At 61.5% G+C, this 14,653-nt stretch carries 20 protein-coding genes and 1 tRNA gene; 19 read left to right on the top strand and 2 right to left on the bottom strand.

Annotated elements, in window-relative coordinates:
• From hisH to tatC, 11 genes are all read left to right on the top strand, one after another.
• Window positions 1-648 (top strand): imidazole glycerol phosphate synthase subunit HisH, encoded by a 648-nt coding sequence (hisH, locus tag QN413_RS00190; RefSeq protein ID WP_323494672.1) that lies wholly within the window; start codon window positions 1-3, stop codon window positions 646-648.
• A gap of 24 nt (window positions 649-672) precedes the next feature.
• Window positions 673-1,416 (top strand): 1-(5-phosphoribosyl)-5-[(5-phosphoribosylamino)methylideneamino]imidazole-4-carboxamide isomerase, encoded by a 744-nt coding sequence (gene hisA, locus QN413_RS00185; protein WP_187054543.1) that lies wholly within the window; start codon window positions 673-675, stop codon window positions 1,414-1,416.
• Window positions 1,417-1,559: 143 nt separating this feature from the next.
• The gene (locus QN413_RS00180; RefSeq protein ID WP_323494671.1) at window positions 1,560-2,402 is read left to right on the top strand and encodes a D-hexose-6-phosphate mutarotase; all 843 of its coding nucleotides are present in this window, start codon (window positions 1,560-1,562) and stop codon (window positions 2,400-2,402) included.
• A 44-nt stretch (window positions 2,403-2,446) separates the two neighbouring features.
• The gene (gene hisF, locus QN413_RS00175) at window positions 2,447-3,247 is read left to right on the top strand and encodes an imidazole glycerol phosphate synthase subunit HisF (protein WP_323494670.1); all 801 of its coding nucleotides are present in this window, start codon (window positions 2,447-2,449) and stop codon (window positions 3,245-3,247) included.
• Between the two features lie 20 nt (window positions 3,248-3,267).
• A complete protein-coding gene (hisI, locus tag QN413_RS00170) occupies window positions 3,268-3,660 on the top strand; it encodes a phosphoribosyl-AMP cyclohydrolase (RefSeq protein WP_187054546.1) in 393 nt (130 codons plus the stop codon).
• The gene (locus tag QN413_RS00165; RefSeq protein WP_323494669.1) at window positions 3,657-4,034 is read left to right on the top strand and encodes a phosphoribosyl-ATP diphosphatase; all 378 of its coding nucleotides are present in this window, start codon (window positions 3,657-3,659) and stop codon (window positions 4,032-4,034) included. Before hisI ends, QN413_RS00165 begins: the two co-directional genes overlap by 4 nt.
• Before the next feature lie 9 nt (window positions 4,035-4,043).
• The gene (locus QN413_RS00160; RefSeq protein WP_187054548.1) at window positions 4,044-4,433 is read left to right on the top strand and encodes a DUF4870 family protein; all 390 of its coding nucleotides are present in this window, start codon (window positions 4,044-4,046) and stop codon (window positions 4,431-4,433) included.
• Window positions 4,423-4,782, top strand: coding sequence for a histidine triad nucleotide-binding protein (locus tag QN413_RS00155; RefSeq protein WP_323494668.1), 360 nt, complete (start codon window positions 4,423-4,425; stop codon window positions 4,780-4,782). Before QN413_RS00160 ends, QN413_RS00155 begins: the two co-directional genes overlap by 11 nt.
• 44 nt (window positions 4,783-4,826) lie before the next feature.
• Entirely contained in the window at window positions 4,827-5,063 is a 237-nt protein-coding gene (gene tatA, locus QN413_RS00150; protein ID WP_323494667.1) for a Sec-independent protein translocase subunit TatA, read from the top strand.
• A gap of 13 nt (window positions 5,064-5,076) precedes the next feature.
• Entirely contained in the window at window positions 5,077-5,538 is a 462-nt protein-coding gene (gene tatB, locus QN413_RS00145) for a Sec-independent protein translocase protein TatB (RefSeq protein WP_187054551.1), read from the top strand.
• A gap of 69 nt (window positions 5,539-5,607) precedes the next feature.
• Complete coding sequence (gene tatC, locus QN413_RS00140; RefSeq protein WP_323494666.1) at window positions 5,608-6,417, top strand: twin-arginine translocase subunit TatC; 810 nt, start codon at window positions 5,608-5,610, stop codon at window positions 6,415-6,417.
• Window positions 6,418-6,478: 61 nt separating this feature from the next.
• Here tatC and QN413_RS00135 read toward each other — a convergent pair whose 3' ends face one another.
• A complete protein-coding gene (locus QN413_RS00135) occupies window positions 6,479-7,645 on the bottom strand; it encodes a Do family serine endopeptidase (RefSeq protein WP_187054553.1) in 1,167 nt (388 codons plus the stop codon).
• A 77-nt stretch (window positions 7,646-7,722) separates the two neighbouring features.
• Between QN413_RS00135 and QN413_RS00130 the strand changes: the two genes are divergently transcribed.
• Window positions 7,723-8,496 carry a Nif3-like dinuclear metal center hexameric protein gene (locus tag QN413_RS00130; RefSeq protein ID WP_187054554.1) on the top strand — a complete coding sequence of 258 codons (774 nt, stop codon included), beginning with the start codon at window positions 7,723-7,725 and terminating at the stop codon, window positions 8,494-8,496.
• Window positions 8,493-9,563, top strand: a complete 1,071-nt coding sequence (gene pdxA, locus QN413_RS00125; protein ID WP_323494665.1) for a 4-hydroxythreonine-4-phosphate dehydrogenase PdxA — start codon at window positions 8,493-8,495, stop codon at window positions 9,561-9,563. The genes QN413_RS00130 and pdxA overlap by 4 nt, the downstream gene beginning before the upstream one ends.
• Here pdxA and mscL read toward each other — a convergent pair.
• Complete coding sequence (gene mscL / locus QN413_RS00120; RefSeq protein ID WP_323494664.1) at window positions 9,550-9,978, bottom strand: large conductance mechanosensitive channel protein MscL; 429 nt, start codon at window positions 9,976-9,978, stop codon at window positions 9,550-9,552. The two genes, pdxA and mscL, sit on opposite strands and share 14 nt — an antisense overlap.
• 162 nt (window positions 9,979-10,140) lie before the next feature.
• On the opposite strand from mscL, the gene petA reads away from it, so the two are divergent.
• The 6 genes from petA (at window position 10,141) to QN413_RS00090 (ending at window position 14,501) form a co-directional block, all read left to right on the top strand.
• Complete coding sequence (gene petA, locus QN413_RS00115; RefSeq protein ID WP_323494663.1) at window positions 10,141-10,761, top strand: ubiquinol-cytochrome c reductase iron-sulfur subunit; 621 nt, start codon at window positions 10,141-10,143, stop codon at window positions 10,759-10,761.
• 11 nt (window positions 10,762-10,772) lie between these two features.
• Complete coding sequence (locus QN413_RS00110) at window positions 10,773-12,209, top strand: cytochrome b (protein ID WP_187054558.1); 1,437 nt, start codon at window positions 10,773-10,775, stop codon at window positions 12,207-12,209.
• A gap of 54 nt (window positions 12,210-12,263) precedes the next feature.
• Window positions 12,264-13,052, top strand: a complete 789-nt coding sequence (locus tag QN413_RS00105; RefSeq protein WP_187054898.1) for a cytochrome c1 — start codon at window positions 12,264-12,266, stop codon at window positions 13,050-13,052.
• Between the two features lie 96 nt (window positions 13,053-13,148).
• A complete protein-coding gene (locus QN413_RS00100) occupies window positions 13,149-13,760 on the top strand; it encodes a glutathione S-transferase N-terminal domain-containing protein (protein WP_187054559.1) in 612 nt (203 codons plus the stop codon).
• Between the two features lie 27 nt (window positions 13,761-13,787).
• Window positions 13,788-14,357: a ClpXP protease specificity-enhancing factor gene (locus tag QN413_RS00095; protein ID WP_323494662.1), complete on the top strand. Its 570-nt coding sequence runs from the start codon at window positions 13,788-13,790 to the stop codon at window positions 14,355-14,357.
• A gap of 68 nt (window positions 14,358-14,425) precedes the next feature.
• A tRNA-Thr gene (locus tag QN413_RS00090) sits at window positions 14,426-14,501 on the top strand.
• Window positions 14,502-14,653 lie beyond the last annotated feature (152 nt).

Here is a 14,653-nt window from a genome sequence, read left to right as displayed (position 1 = left end):
ATGGCCAACACGGTGGCGGTGGTCGACTACGGCATGGGCAACCTGCGCTCGGTGTCGCAAGCCGTGCAGCACGCCGCCGATCAGGTCGGCGTACAGGTCTTTGTCACCTCCGACCCCGACGTCGTGCGCAAGGCTACGCGCGTGGTGCTGCCGGGCCAGGGTGCCATGCCCGACTGCATGCGCGAGCTGCGTGATTCGGGCCTGCAGGCGTCGGTGCTGGAGGCGGCTGCCAGCAAGCCACTGTTCGGCGTGTGCGTCGGCATGCAGATGCTGCTGTCGCACAGCCATGAGGGGCCGACCGACGGCCTCGGGCTCATTCCGGGTGACGTGGTCAAGTTCGACCTGGCGGGCAGGATGCAGCCCGACGGCAGCCGCTACAAGGTGCCGCAGATGGGGTGGAACCAGGTCCGCCAGGCGCAGCCGCACCCGATCTGGGCGGGTGTGCCCGACGGGAGCTACTTCTATTTCGTGCACAGCTTCTACGCGAAGCCGACCAATGCGAAGCACAGCGTCGGCGAGGCGGACTACGGCGCGCCCTTCACGGCCGCCATCGCACGCGATAATATTTTTGCTACCCAGTTTCATCCCGAAAAGAGCGCTGACCATGGTTTGCAGCTCTACCGCAACTTTCTCCACTGGAACCCCTGAGCCCCGTTTTCGGGCCGCCCTGCCATGTTGCTGATTCCCGCTATCGATCTCAAGGACGGTCACTGCGTTCGCCTCAAGCAGGGCGACATGGGCCAATCGACCATCTTCAGCGAAGACCCGGCCGCCATGGCGCGCAAGTGGGTCGAGGCCGGCGCGCGGCGCCTGCATCTTGTCGACCTGAACGGCGCTTTTGCCGGCAAGCCGCAGAATCACGCCGCGATCAAGGCGATCTTGCGCGAAGTCGGCGACGAGATTCCGGTGCAGCTGGGCGGCGGGATTCGTGATCTCGACACCATCGAGCGCTACATCGACGACGGCCTCCGCTACGTGATCATCGGCACCGCCGCCGTCAAGAACCCGGGCTTTTTGAAAGATGCCTGCGTGGCGTTTGGCGGCCACATCATCGTCGGCCTCGACGCGAAGGATGGCAAGGTCGCGACCGATGGCTGGAGCAAGCTCACCGGCCACGAAGTCGCCGATCTGGGCAAGAAGTTCGAAGACTACGGCGTCGAATCGATCATCTACACCGACATCGGCCGCGACGGCATGTTGTCGGGCATCAATATCGAGGCGACGGTGCGGCTGGCGCAGGCGCTGACGATCCCGATCATCGCCTCCGGCGGCTTGTCGAACATGGACGACATCGACAAGCTGTGCGCTGTCGAAAGCGATGGTGTCGAGGGCGTGATCTGCGGTCGGGCGATCTATTCCGGCGATCTCGACTTCGCACTGGCGCAGGAACGCGCCGACGAACTCGGCGCGGCCTGACAGCCTGAGCCGGCGGCGACCCGGCCTGCCCCGTGCGAGACGCCGACAGCGAGGGTCGATCAGCCTCTCGATCAGCCTCGGAAACACGTCCGAGACGATGAAGGTGGACGGGCCGACGCCGCACGCTCCATAGAATCGAGCGCATGCCGACTCAATCTCTACTTTTTCGCGGACAGCCAGCGCTGGCAGTGGCGCTGCCCGGCGGCGATCGCGCGGTGGTGGCGTTGCACGGCGCGCACCTGTTGTCGTGGACCACGGCCGATGGCATCGAGCGGATTTACCTGAGCCCGGCCGCGCAGTTCGACGGGAAGAGCGCGATCCGCGGCGGTGTGCCGGTGTGCTGGCCGCAGTTCAACGAGCGTGGCCCTCTGCCCAAGCATGGTTTTGCGCGGAACGTGCTTTGGGAGGCCGTGACCGAAGTTCCGGAAACCAAGGCGGGCGAGCTGACGCTGGTGCTGCGCGACAACGACGCCACCCGGGCGCTCTGGCCCCGCACCTTTGATTTGCGCCTTGGTATTTCGCTGACTCCCGGCAGCTTGCGCACCACTCTCGTGGCCATCAACACCGACAGTGCACCGTGGAGCTTCGCCGCCGCGCTGCACAGCTATCTGCACGTCGACGACATCGCCGATGCTCGGTTGGAAGGCCTGCAGAATGCGAAGCGCTGGGACTCGGTACGCAATGAGCGGCACGTCGAGATGACTGAATCGCTGAACTTCGACGCCGAGTTCGACAGCGTTTACGGTGCACCGGTGGCGCCGCTGAAACTGGTCCAGCCTTCCGGCACACTGCAGATCGCCCAAAGCGCGAGTTGCACCGAAACCGTGGTCTGGAACCCAGGCGCCGCGCTCAGCGCCAAGATGAGCGACATGCCGGATGACGGCTACAGGCACATGCTTTGCGTGGAAGCCGCGCGCATCGACGAGAACGTGCTGCTGGCACCCGGCGCGCAGTGGCAGTGCTGGCAACAATTCACCGTGCTCTGAATCTCTTTTTTTTCGATTTTCTGCTGACTCTTTACGACCGACCCATGCTCGCCAAACGGATCATTCCTTGCCTCGACGTCACCGGTGGCCGTGTCGTCAAGGGCGTCAACTTTCTCGAACTGCGCGATGCCGGCGACCCAGTGGAAATCGCAGCGCGCTACAACGCACAGGGCGCCGACGAACTCACGTTTCTCGACATCACCGCCACCAGCGACGGTCGCGATTTGATCCTGCCGATCATCGAAGCGGTGGCGTCGCAGGTATTCATTCCCCTGACCGTCGGCGGCGGCGTGCGCACCGTCGAAGACGTGCGGCGGCTGCTCAACGCGGGCGCCGACAAGACCAGCTTCAACTCCGCCGCCATCGCGAACCCGCAGGTCATCGACGACGCCTCGCACAAGTACGGCGCGCAATGCATCGTGGTCGCCATCGATGCCAAGCGTCGCAGCGCCGAAGAGGCCGAGCGCATCGGGCCGAACGGTCTGCGCGTCGGCCCCGGATGGGATGTGTACAGCCATGGCGGGCGGCAGAACACGGGATTGGATGCTGTGCAATGGGCCATCGAAATGGCACGCCGCGGCGCCGGCGAAATCCTGTTGACCAGCATGGACCGCGACGGCACCAAGAGCGGCTTTGACCTGGAACTCACGCGTGCCGTGAGCGATGCGATCGGCATCCCGGTGATCGCTTCCGGCGGCGTCGGCACACTGGCCGATCTGGCGGACGGCGTGCAGACCGGCGGCGCCGATGCGGTGCTGGCGGCGAGCATCTTTCATTACGGTGAGTTCACGGTCGGCGAGGCCAAGACCCTGATGGCCTCCCGTGGCATACCGATGCGGATTTAGCGATCCGGGACAATGCACCAATGAATTGGCTCGATGAAGTGAAGTGGGACGCGAACGGCCTGGTGCCGGTCATCGCGCAGGAGCGCGGCAGCAACGACGTGTTGATGTTCGCCTGGATGAACCGCGAGGCGCTCGAAAAGACCGCCGAGCTCGGCCGCGCGGTGTATTACAGCCGGTCGCGCGAAAAGTTGTGGTTCAAGGGCGAGGAGTCGGGCCATGAACAAAAGGTCCACGAGATCCGGATGGACTGCGACAACGACGTCGTGTTGCTCAAGGTCACGCAACTCGGCCATGAACCCGGCATCGCCTGCCACACAGGGCGCCACAGCTGCTTCTTCAGCAAGTACGAAGGCGGGCAATGGACGGCGGTCGAGCCTGTCCTCAAAGACCCTGAAACGATCTATAAATCATGAGCACGAGCCGAATCGACGACGCACTCGATCGCCTTGCTGCGGTGATCGAAAGCCGGTTGCCCGCCCGCGGCGGCGATCCGGACACGAGCTACGTGGCCCGGTTGTTGCATCGTGGCCCGGATGCCTTTCTGAAAAAGATCGGCGAAGAAGCCACTGAAGTCGTGATGGCCGCCAAAGATGCGGACCACGGCGGCGATGCCAAAAAAATAGTGAACGAAGTGGCCGACCTGTGGTTCCACAGTATGGTAGCGCTGGCACATTACGGGCTGTCGCCGCGTGACGTGGTGGCCGAACTGGAGCGCCGCGAAGGCACCAGCGGCATTGAAGAAAAGTCCTTGCGCAAGGCGCAAGACCGCGAAGCATCAAACGACTGAAAGGACGTCATGGCCAACGACATCGTGACCGTTCAACCCGACAACTCGCTCAAAACCTGGGGCTGGGTCAGCTACGTGCTGCATTTGGTGGTCGCCATCGGCGCCGTGTTGCCCGGCGCCCAGGTGTCGGTCGTGCTGCTGCTGGTGGCGCTGGTGATCGACGTGGTCAAACGCGATGATGCGGCCGGCACTTGGCAGGCGTCGCACTTCAGCTGGCGCATTCGCTCAGTCTTGTGGGCTGGGGTGCTGTACCTGCTGACCTCGTGGCTCTGGCTGCTGCTGTTGGTGCCGGGATGGATTGCCTGGGGCTTGATCTCCCTGTGGTTTCTCTACCGCATCGTCAAGGGAATGATCCGCATGAACGACGGCCGCCCGATGGACACCAGCAATGTCGTCTGACCCGAACTGCGTTTTCTGCAAGATCATCGAAGGCAAGATTCCTTCGCGCAAGGTCTACGAAGACGACGACCTGTTCGTCTTCCACGACATCGCGCCTTGGGCGCCGGTCCATTTCATGATGGTGCCCAAAGACCATATTCCGTCGATGGCGCAACTGACACCCGCACACGCCGCGCTGATGGGAAAAATTATGACGCTGGCGCCCAGCCTAGCGACGGAGCAGGGCTGCCGCGCTTACCCGGAAGGCGGCTTTCGCGTCGTAGTCAATACCGGCGCCGAAGGTGGGCAAGAAGTGCACCATCTCCATGTTCACGTCATGGGCGGCCCTCGTCCGTGGCTGCGCGGCTGAGATCGCCGCAAGACTAAAATTCATACATTCTTCAGGAGTCTTCCATGGGTTCTTTTTCTATCTGGCATTGGCTGATCGTGCTGCTGATCGTGGTGATGGTGTTCGGCACAAAGAAGTTGCGCAATATGGGCAGCGACCTTGGCGGTGCCGTCAAGGGTTTCAAAGACGGCGTCAAAGACGGGTCGAGCACCGACACGGCGGTACCGCCCGCCGGTCACGTAACGTCGAACCCGGCCGCCGACAAGTCGACGATCGACGTCGAAGCGCGCCAGAAGTCCTGAGCCGCCGCACCCAGTGTTCGACCTCGGTCTAGAAAAGATGGCGCTGATCGGCGTGGTCGCGCTGGTCGTCATCGGTCCCGAAAAGCTGCCCCGCGTGGCGCGCACCGTCGGCATGCTGCTGGGCAAGGCGCAGCGCTATGTCAACGACGTCAAGTCCGAGGTCAATCGGTCGATGGAGCTCGATGAGTTGCGCAAGATGAAGAGCACTGTCGAAGACGCGGCGCGCGACGTTCAGAGCAGCATCCAGTCGAGCGCGAGCGATCTCGAAAAGCAGCTCTCCGGCAGCAGCGCCGAAACGTTGTCGGCGCTGGCCGAGCCGGAGCCGGTGGTTCCGGAATACAGGCATCCCCGCAAAAACTGGCGCCTGAAACAGGGCGCCACCCCGCAGTGGTACAAGTCGCGCAACGGTGTGCGCACCAAGGCGCTTTCGGGTGCGGCGCGCGTTGCGCGCTTCCGCCCCCACAAGATCAACTAGCGCACCACCCCAGCGACCCTCGCGCGCCGCACGGCGTCCGACAGCGCTCCTTGTTCTCCATTGCTCCCCATGGCTGATTCCGATACCCATAACAAAGAAGACGAACTGGCCGGCACCGAGCAGCCTTTCGTCGCGCATCTCGTCGAGCTGCGCGACCGATTGCTGTATTGCGCCTACGGCCTTGCCGTCGCCGCGGCGCTGCTCGCTATTTGGCCCGGCCCGAGTGGTCTGATCGACATGATCGCGGTGCCGATTCGCGCGCACATGCCAAGTGGGGGCAAACTGATCGCCATTGGCGTGTTCTCGCCGTTTTTCGTGCCGCTCAAAGTGTTGGGCATGACCTCGGTGTTGCTGGCGCTGCCTTGGCTGATGTACCAGATCTGGATGTTCGTGGCGCCTGGCCTGTACAGCCACGAAAAACGCTTTGCCTTGCCGCTGATTTTCTTCGGCAGCTTGCTGGCGTACACCGGCATCGGCTTCGTGCAGTTCTTCGTGCTCGACAAGATGTTTGGCTTTATCCAGCGCTTCACGCCGGTGTCGGTCAATGCGACGCCCGACATCTCGTCATACGTTGAAGCCATCCTGTCGCTGTACATCGCGTTCGGCGTTGCGTTTCAGGTGCCGATCGTGGTGATGTTGCTGGTGCGCTTCGAGTTGGTCACCGTCGAAAAGCTGCGCTCTTTTCGCGGCTATTTCATTGTCGTCGCATTCGTGGTCGCCGCGGTGTTGACGCCGCCCGACGTGGTGTCGCAACTGGCGCTCGCCATTCCGATGTGCCTGCTTTACGAGATCGGCATCCTCGGCGCGAAATACTTCGTAAAGCACAGCAAGAAGCCCGACGACATCGCGGCATCGACCGAAGTCGATGCCAAGCTTTGAGCTGAAATTCGGCTGAGCCGAAGGGCGCTTGAGCCGAACTTCGCCGAGCGGCGGTCGGCGCTTATTCGTTGTCTTGCGCAGGTGCCTTGCGAATCGGCGTCTTGGGTCGCAGGCCGGGCGTCACGTCGAGTTCCATCTTGTCGCCGCCGCGGCGCAAGGCGAAGCGCGAGGCGTTGCCCGGCTTGAGTCCGGCGACCGCAGTCAACAGCTCCTGCACGTTGTCGATCTTCTTGTCGCCCACACCGGTGATGACGTCACCCGGACGAATCCCCGCTTTGGCAGCCGGCCCGGCCTGCAGTACGCCGGTGATGATGACGCCGGTGTCGGCCTTCACACCGAAGGTTTCGGCCAGCTCGGGCGACAGGTTGTTCGGCTCCACGCCGATCCAGCCGCGCCGCACCTGGCCTTCTTTGACGATGCCTTCAAGCACGATCTTCGCCATCGACACGGGGATCGCGAAGCCGATGCCCATGCTGCCGCCCGAGCGCGAATAGATCGCGGTATTGATGCCTTCGAGGTTGCCGTTCACGTCGATCAGCGCACCACCGGAATTGCCCGGGTTGATGGCGGCGTCGGTCTGAATAAAGTTCTCGAAGTTGTTGATGCCCAACTGGTTGCGGCCGAGTGCGGAGACGATGCCACTGGTCACGGTCTGGCCGACGCCGAACGGGTTGCCGATGGCCAGCACCTGATCGCCCACTTCCAGCCCGTCCGAATTGCCAAGGGTAATGACCGGCAGCTTGTCGAGTTCGATCTTGAGCACGGCCAAGTCGGTATCGGGGTCGGTGCCGATGACTTTGCCATGCGCATGCCGGCTGTCGTTGAGCGTAACTTCGATCTCGTCGGCGCCCTCGACCACATGGTTGTTGGTCAGGATGTAGCCATCGGCGCTGACGATCACGCCGCTGCCCAGTCCGACTTGTGGCTGGTCGCCCCCCTGGTCGCCGAAGAAAAACTTGAACCACGGGTCGTTGCTGCGCGGATTGCGCTGTGCGGCCTTGCTGGTGTTGATGCTGACCACGGCGGGAGATGCCTTCTTGGCAGCAGCGCTCAAGCTGCCCGGCGCGATGTTGTTCAGTGCGCCTGCGGGCGCTTCGACGACCGACACCACGCCACCGAGCAACGTGGCACGTCGGTTGACCCATTCGGGCTTGAGCGTCGACACGACGAAAAAAGCTGCCAGCAGCACGGTGACGGCTTGGGCGAACAGCAGCCAGATACGTTTCATGGGAAGTGGAAAGGGGGAGAAAAAGAAAACGCATTGTCCCTCAGCGCCTGGCCTTCGGCCGCGGCCACAATGGCGTGATGAGCACGACCCGCCACGAACTCCTGCATGCGTTCGACCTGCTGCTGGCCCCCGCACGTTTCAAGGACTACGGGCCAAATGGCCTGCAAGTCGAAGGCCGTACGGTGGTGCGCAAGATCGTATCCGGTGTCACTGCCAGCCGTGCGTTGATCGAAGCCGCCATTCATGCCGAAGCCGACGCGATTTTTGTCCACCACGGCTTGTTCTGGCGCGGGCAGGACGGGCGTGTCACCGGCTGGATGAAGCAGCGGCTCGGGTTGCTGCTTGGCGATGACGTAAATCTGTTCGCGTATCACCTGCCGCTCGACGCGCATCCCGACCTCGGCAACAACGCGCAGCTCGGGCTCAAGCTGGGCTTGGTCGCGCAACCTGGCTCCGGTGGTCGGTTCGGGGAGCAAGAGCTCGGGTTTCTCGGCGGACGTACCGATGGCGCATCGTTCCCCAGCGCTGCTTTGCTCGCGATTCATGTTGAAAAAATACTCGGACGCCCGGTCACGCTGGTTGATGGCGCGCATCGTCCGATCAAGACTATTGCGTGGTGCACCGGTGGCGCGCAAGGCCACTTCGAGGCAGCGATCGCGGCGGGTGCCGACGCCTTCATCACCGGAGAAATTTCAGAGCCGCAAGCGCATTACGCGCGCGAAATGGGTGTGGCGTATCTCGCCTGCGGCCATCACGCGACAGAACGCTACGGTGCGCCTGCTGTGGCCGGGCATATCGCTGCGCAGCTCGGCTTGGCCCACGAGTTCATCGACATCGACAACCCGGCATGAAGACGACGAAGCCCATTGCAATTACGTTGGGCGACCCGGCAGGTATCGGCCCCGAGATCATCGTCAAGGCTTTTCGGGATGCGCCGGATGCCACACGAGGTTGCTTCGTTGCGGGCGACGTTGCGACGGTGCGCGCTGCATGTACGGCGCTGGCGTCACCGGGGCAACTGGCTTGGCCGGTGGCATTGCTCGACAGCGCAAGCGAGGCGGTCGATGTTCCGCCTCGTTGCGTTCCGGTGCTGCAAGTGGTCGAGCCGCCGCCCGTTTTCGCCGTGGGCATCGTGAGTGCATTGGCCGGACAGGTGGCGGGCGACTGCGTGGTGTGGGCGGTGCGTGCTGCGCTTCACGGTGACATCGCTGCGATGGTGACTGCGCCGCTTCACAAGGAGTCTCTGGCTGCGGCTGGTTTTCCATATCCCGGTCACACCGAGTTGCTGCAGGCCGAGTCGGCGGCGTATCTCGGGCGCCCTGTCTCCAAGGTGCCGGTGCGCATGATGCTGGCAAACGACGAGCTGCGAACTGTGCTCGTCAGCATCCACATGTCGCTTCGAAACGCGATCGACGCCGTCACGTTCGAAGGCGTGTTGCAGACGTTGCGCATCACGCATTCAGCTTTGGGAGTGGCGCTGGGGCACGCGCCGCGAATCGGCGTGGCTGGCCTCAATCCCCACGCAGGCGAGGGTGGGTTGTTCGGTTCGGAAGAGCAGCACATCATCGCGCCGGCGATAGCCGCGGCGCGTTTGGAAGGAATCGACGCGCACGGGCCGTATGCGCCGGACACCGTGTTTATGCGTGCGCGCGCGACGCCAGGCCGCAAAGGCGAGTTCGATGTGGTCGTCGCGATGTACCACGACCAGGGGCTGATTCCCGTCAAGTATCTTGGTGTCGACAAAGGCGTCAACGTGACGCTGGGCTTGCCGCTGGTCCGCACCAGCCCCGATCACGGCACGGCGTTCGACATTGCCGGCACCGGACGCGCAGATGCATCGAGCCTGATCGAGGCGCTGCGCATGGCCCGCACGTTGGCTGGCGTCGGCAGAAATAAAGCTGCGGTTACGAGCGTTTGAGGCTGTCGCGGATTTCGCGCAACAACACGATGTCTTCGGGCGTCGGCGCAGGGGGTGGCGCCACGTCGTCGTGCCTGCGCAGTTTGTTGATCTGTTTGACCATGAGGAAAATGATGAAGGCAAGAATTGCGAAGTTCACCGCCACGGTGATGAAGCTGCCGTAGGCGAGCACGGGTACGCCAGCCTTCTTCAGGTCGGCCAGCGTGTTGGCTACGCCGGGTGGCGCTGTGCCCATCACGACGAAGTAGTTCGAAAAATCGAGCTTGCCGAATACGAGCCCGACGATCGGCATGATGATGTCGCCGACCAGTGAGTCGACGATCTTGCCGAACGCTGCCCCGATGATCACGCCCACTGCCAGGTCAACGACGTTCCCTTTGACTGCGAACTCGCGAAATTCCTTGATAAAACTCATGCCGGTTCCTCGTGCGCTAGGGCTGATTCAGGCGTCGAGTATAGGAGGCTGAAACGGCGTTGCGGGGTGTGTCGACGCCCCGCCGCACGTTGAATTCGCCTGTATCGCTCCGCTACAATCGCGGGTTGAGCCAAGCCCCAGCGAAGAAGATTGAGGACCCCCATGAGTGACATCACTGTCGGCCAACCCAGGATCGACACCAGCAGACGGACGTGGTTGATCGCATCCAGTTGTGCAGGCGCGGTGGGCGGCGTCGCCGTCGCAGTGCCCTTCATCAGCACGTTCGAGCCTTCGGAAAAGGCCAAGGCTGCGGGCGCACCTGTCGAAGTGGACATCAGTGCTCTCAAGGTCGGCGAGAAGATGACCGTCGAATGGCGCGGCAAGCCGGTCTGGATTCTGAGGCGCACGCCGGCGCAACTCGCCGAGTTGCCGAAGCTCGATCCGCAGCTGGCAGACCCGCAGTCAAAGCGGCATCCCGACGAGTTCACTCCTAAATACGCGCAGAACGAGCACCGCTCGATCAAGCCTGAAGTGCTGGTTGTCGTTGGTATCTGCACGCACCTCGGCTGCTCGCCGAGCGATCGATTTCAAACCGGCCCTCAGCCTTCGCTGCCTGCGGATTGGGAGGGCGGTTTTCTGTGCCCTTGCCACGGCTCGACCTTTGATCTTGCCGGTCGCGTGTTCAAAAACAAGCCCGCGCCCGACAACCTGCCGGTGCCGCCGCACATGTACATGACCGACACGCGTTTGCTCATCGGCGAAGACAAAAACGCCAAGGCTTGAGAGACAAACACATGGCTGAATTCCACGAGATATCGCCCAATGCACCAGCCGGTGAAAAGCTGCTGAACTGGGTCGACAACCGGTTCCCGCTGACCAAGCTGTGGAACGACCAATGGGGCAAGTACTACGCTCCGAAAAGTCTTAACTTTTGGTACGTTTTCGGTTCGCTTGCGATGCTGGTGCTGGTCATACAGATCGTGACCGGCATTTTTCTGGTCATGCACTACAAGCCCGATGCAACGCAGGCGTTTGCGTCGGTCGAGTACATCATGCGCGACGTGCCCTGGGGCTGGCTCATCCGTTACATGCATTCGACGGGTGCCTCCGCGTTCTTCGTCGTGGTGTATCTGCATATGTTCCGCGGGCTTCTTTACGGCAGCTATCGCAAGCCTCGCGAACTGATCTGGGTCTTTGGTTGCGCGATCTTTCTGTGTCTGATGGCTGAAGCCTTCATGGGCTATCTGCTGCCATGGGGCCAGATGAGCTATTGGGGCGCTCAGGTGATCGTGAACCTGTTCGCCGCGATCCCGTTCGTCGGCCCTGACCTCGCATTGCTGATTCGCGGCGACTACGTGGTGAGCGACGCCACGCTCAACCGCTTTTTCAGCTTCCACGTCATCGCCGTGCCGTTGGTGTTGCTCGGCTTGGTTGTTGCGCATTTGATCGCGCTGCACGAGGTGGGATCGAACAATCCTGACGGCATCGAGATCAAGGCGAACCGCGGCGCCGATGGCCACCCGGTCGATGGCATCCCATCGCATCCCTACTACACGGTGCACGACATCTTCGGCGTGGTGGTGTTCCTCACTATCTTCTCGGCGGTGATCTTCTTCGCGCCTGAAGCGGGTGGCTACTTCCTGGAGTACAACAATTTCATCCCGGCCGATTCTTTGAAGACGCCGAACCACATCGCACCGGTCTGGTATTTCACTCCGTTCTATTCGATGCTGCGTGCGACCACTGACGACATGGTCAACGTGTTCGCGCTCATCCTCGCGATCGCGGCGGTCTGGAACTTCATCAAGGGTAAGTCGGGCATGTTCATCAAGGTGGCTGTCGTGGTCGCGGCTTTGGTGCTGATCGCCTTGCTGAAGTCGTTCGACGCCAAGTTTTGGGGCGTCGTGGTGATGGGTGGTTCGGTCATCATCCTGTTCTTCCTGCCGTGGCTCGATCACAGCGAAGTGCGGTCAATTCGTTATCGCCCGAGCTGGCACAAGTATGTATACGGCGTGTTCGTATTCTTCTTCTTGATCTTGGGGTACCTAGGTATCGAGCCGCCAGGCGTATGGGGCGGCATCACGATTGGCTCCCTCACGCTCGACATCGCGCAGACGGTTTCGCAAGTCGGCACGTTGCTCTACTTCGGTTTCTTTCTCCTGATGCCTCTCTGGAGTCGCGCAGGCGAGTTCAAGCCGGTGCCCGACCGCGTGGTCTTTGCTGCGCACTGAGGCCGGACCAGCATGACCAAAAAGACAAATACATCGACAGGCTCTGCGACCACGATGAAGACGCTGAAGCAGGGTATTGCCAGCTGGCTGGCAACGTTCAGCCTCGCCCTAGGCTTGGCCTTTGTGGTGGCTGCCCCGGCTGCTGCCGAAAGCGAAGGTTATGTTTGGGACAAGGCGCCCAACAAAACAAACGACGTTGCCGCGTTGCAAAACGGCGCCAAGCTCTTCGTCAACTACTGCCTGAACTGCCACTCGGCTGCGTTCATGCGCTACAACCGGCTGCAGGACATCGGCATAACCGAGCAGCAGATTAAGGACAATCTTCTGTTCACGACCGACAAGGTCGGCGAGACCATGAAGGCCAACATCGATCCTCGGCAGGCCAAGGAATGGTTCGGCGCCAATCCACCCGACCTGACTTTGGTCGCGCGCTCGCGCGCTGGCCATGGCGGCACTGGCGCTGACTATCTTTACACCTACCTGCGCACGTTCTACCGCGACGACACCAAAGCGACGGGCTGGAACAACATGGCCTACCCGAGCGTGGCCATGCCGCATGTGCTGTGGGAACTGCAAGGTGACCGTCGCCCGGTCTACGAGAAGATCGAGCAACACGGTCATGAGACCGAGGTGTTCAAAGGCTGGCAACAGGTCACTCCGGGCACCATGACGCCTTTGCAGTACGACCAGTCCATTGGCGATCTCGTCAGCTACCTTCAATGGATGGCCGAGCCTGCACAAAACACGCGTGTACGCATCGGTGTGTGGGTCTTGTTGTTCTTGCTGATGGCGGTGGTCTTTACGTGGCGGTTGAACGCGTCTTACTGGAAAGAAGTCAAGTAGCGCCCGCTTACCGCCGATCGGCCGCTGACGCGTCCGGTCCTCCAGAGTGGGTTGCTGATGCTGCCCACTCTTTTTGATTTTTAGGAGTCTTTCGCCATGATGGTTCTGTATTCAGGAACAACCTGCCCCTTTTCCCATCGCTGCCGCTTTGTCTTGTTCGAGAAAGGCATGGACTTCGAAATTCGCGACGTCGACCTCTATAACAAGCCAGAAGACATCAGCGTGATGAACCCGTACGGGCAAGTGCCGATCCTGGTCGAGCGCGACCTCATCCTGTACGAGTCGAACATCATCAACGAGTACATCGACGAGCGCTTTCCGCATCCGCAATTGATGCCCGGCGACCCGGTCGACCGCGCACGCGTCCGGCTGTTTCTGCTCAACTTCGAAAAGGAACTTTTCGTGCATGTGTCGACGCTCGAAAACCGCACGTCGAAAGGCAACGATAAGGCGCTTGAGAAGGCCCGTGCACACATTCGCGATCGCCTTACGCAGCTCGCGCCGGTTTTCTTGAAGAACAAGTACATGCTTGGCGACAACTTCTCGATGCTCGACGTCGCGATTGCACCGCTGCTCTGGCGCCTTGACTACTACGGCATCGATCTCAGCAAGAACGCTGCACCGCTACTCAAGTACGCCGAACGCATTTTTTCGCGCCCGGCCTACATCGAAGCGCTGACGCCGTCTGAAAAGGTCATGCGCAAGTAAGCGCTCTTTGCCGGTGACTTTGTCGAAATGATCAACGCGCTCGAATCGTCTTCCACGCGACCGTACCTCATTCGGGCACTGTACGAATGGTGCACCGACAACGGGTTCACGCCCTATGTCGCGGTACTGGTCGACGAGACCGTGCAGGTCCCGCGCGAGTACGTCAAGAACGGCGAGATCGTGTTGAACATCAGCTTTGACGCGACGAGTTCGCTCAAGCTCGGCAACGATTTCATCGAGTTCAAGGCTCGCTTCGCAGGCACGGCGCGCGAGATCAACGTACCGGTCGGTCGCGTGATTGCCATCTACGCGCGTGAGAACGGGCAGGGGATGGCTTTTCCGGCGCCTGCGCAGCCGGCTGCTGCAAAAGGCCCACAGGTAACTCAGTCAACCGTTGATATAGGCGACGGGCGCTCACCGGTGCGCGCAGCGCAACGCGGCGACGGTGCCAGCGACACCAAAATCATGCACCTCGTCACTGGCGACGAGTTGCCCGGCCACCGTGGCACAGCCGAAGATGCACCGACGGATCAGGACGATCCGCCGCGGCCCCCAGCGGGCGGCGGCGCCAAGCCCTCGTTGAAACGCATCAAATAGTCGACGAAGTCGAGGCTACAAGTTGACACCGCGATGCGCGCTACGCGCACCGCTAAAATCCAGATCCCGCCGCTTTAGCTCAGTTGGTAGAGCAACCGCCTTGTAAGCGGTAGGTCGTCAGTTCGATTCCGACAAGCGGCACCACTATTCAGTACCACAAAGTGCTAGTAGGTTAAAAAGCCTCTGAGTTTTCAACAACTTAGAGGATTTTTTCGTGCGGCAGAATTCCATAGAATGCTGTTAAAGCCAGCGTTTTCCGACGGTATCTCTGACGGTACCGGCAGCGGTGGCTTATA

Source organism: Variovorax sp. LG9.2 (assembly GCF_035018885.1).
GTDB lineage: Bacteria > Pseudomonadota > Gammaproteobacteria > Burkholderiales > Burkholderiaceae_C > Variovorax.
Note: the sequence above shows the minus strand (reverse complement) of the source record. Positions and strands in the feature narration are given on the sequence as shown.

Coding starts and splice junctions, on each gene's coding strand:
- hisH (WP_323494672.1), top strand. CDS start 1: ATGGCCAACACGGTGGCGGTGGTCGACTACGGCATGGGCAACCTGCGC.
- hisA (WP_187054543.1), top strand. CDS start 673: ATGTTGCTGATTCCCGCTATCGATCTCAAGGACGGTCACTGCGTTCGC.
- QN413_RS00180 (WP_323494671.1), top strand. CDS start 1,560: ATGCCGACTCAATCTCTACTTTTTCGCGGACAGCCAGCGCTGGCAGTG.
- hisF (WP_323494670.1), top strand. CDS start 2,447: ATGCTCGCCAAACGGATCATTCCTTGCCTCGACGTCACCGGTGGCCGT.
- hisI (WP_187054546.1), top strand. CDS start 3,268: ATGAATTGGCTCGATGAAGTGAAGTGGGACGCGAACGGCCTGGTGCCG.
- QN413_RS00165 (WP_323494669.1), top strand. CDS start 3,657: ATGAGCACGAGCCGAATCGACGACGCACTCGATCGCCTTGCTGCGGTG.
- QN413_RS00160 (WP_187054548.1), top strand. CDS start 4,044: ATGGCCAACGACATCGTGACCGTTCAACCCGACAACTCGCTCAAAACC.
- QN413_RS00155 (WP_323494668.1), top strand. CDS start 4,423: ATGTCGTCTGACCCGAACTGCGTTTTCTGCAAGATCATCGAAGGCAAG.
- tatA (WP_323494667.1), top strand. CDS start 4,827: ATGGGTTCTTTTTCTATCTGGCATTGGCTGATCGTGCTGCTGATCGTG.
- tatC (WP_323494666.1), top strand. CDS start 5,608: ATGGCTGATTCCGATACCCATAACAAAGAAGACGAACTGGCCGGCACC.
- QN413_RS00135 (WP_187054553.1), bottom strand. CDS start 7,645: ATGAAACGTATCTGGCTGCTGTTCGCCCAAGCCGTCACCGTGCTGCTG.
- QN413_RS00130 (WP_187054554.1), top strand. CDS start 7,723: ATGAGCACGACCCGCCACGAACTCCTGCATGCGTTCGACCTGCTGCTG.
- pdxA (WP_323494665.1), top strand. CDS start 8,493: ATGAAGACGACGAAGCCCATTGCAATTACGTTGGGCGACCCGGCAGGT.
- mscL (WP_323494664.1), bottom strand. CDS start 9,978: ATGAGTTTTATCAAGGAATTTCGCGAGTTCGCAGTCAAAGGGAACGTC.
- petA (WP_323494663.1), top strand. CDS start 10,141: ATGAGTGACATCACTGTCGGCCAACCCAGGATCGACACCAGCAGACGG.
- QN413_RS00110 (WP_187054558.1), top strand. CDS start 10,773: ATGGCTGAATTCCACGAGATATCGCCCAATGCACCAGCCGGTGAAAAG.
- QN413_RS00105 (WP_187054898.1), top strand. CDS start 12,264: ATGAAGACGCTGAAGCAGGGTATTGCCAGCTGGCTGGCAACGTTCAGC.
- QN413_RS00100 (WP_187054559.1), top strand. CDS start 13,149: ATGATGGTTCTGTATTCAGGAACAACCTGCCCCTTTTCCCATCGCTGC.
- QN413_RS00095 (WP_323494662.1), top strand. CDS start 13,788: ATGATCAACGCGCTCGAATCGTCTTCCACGCGACCGTACCTCATTCGG.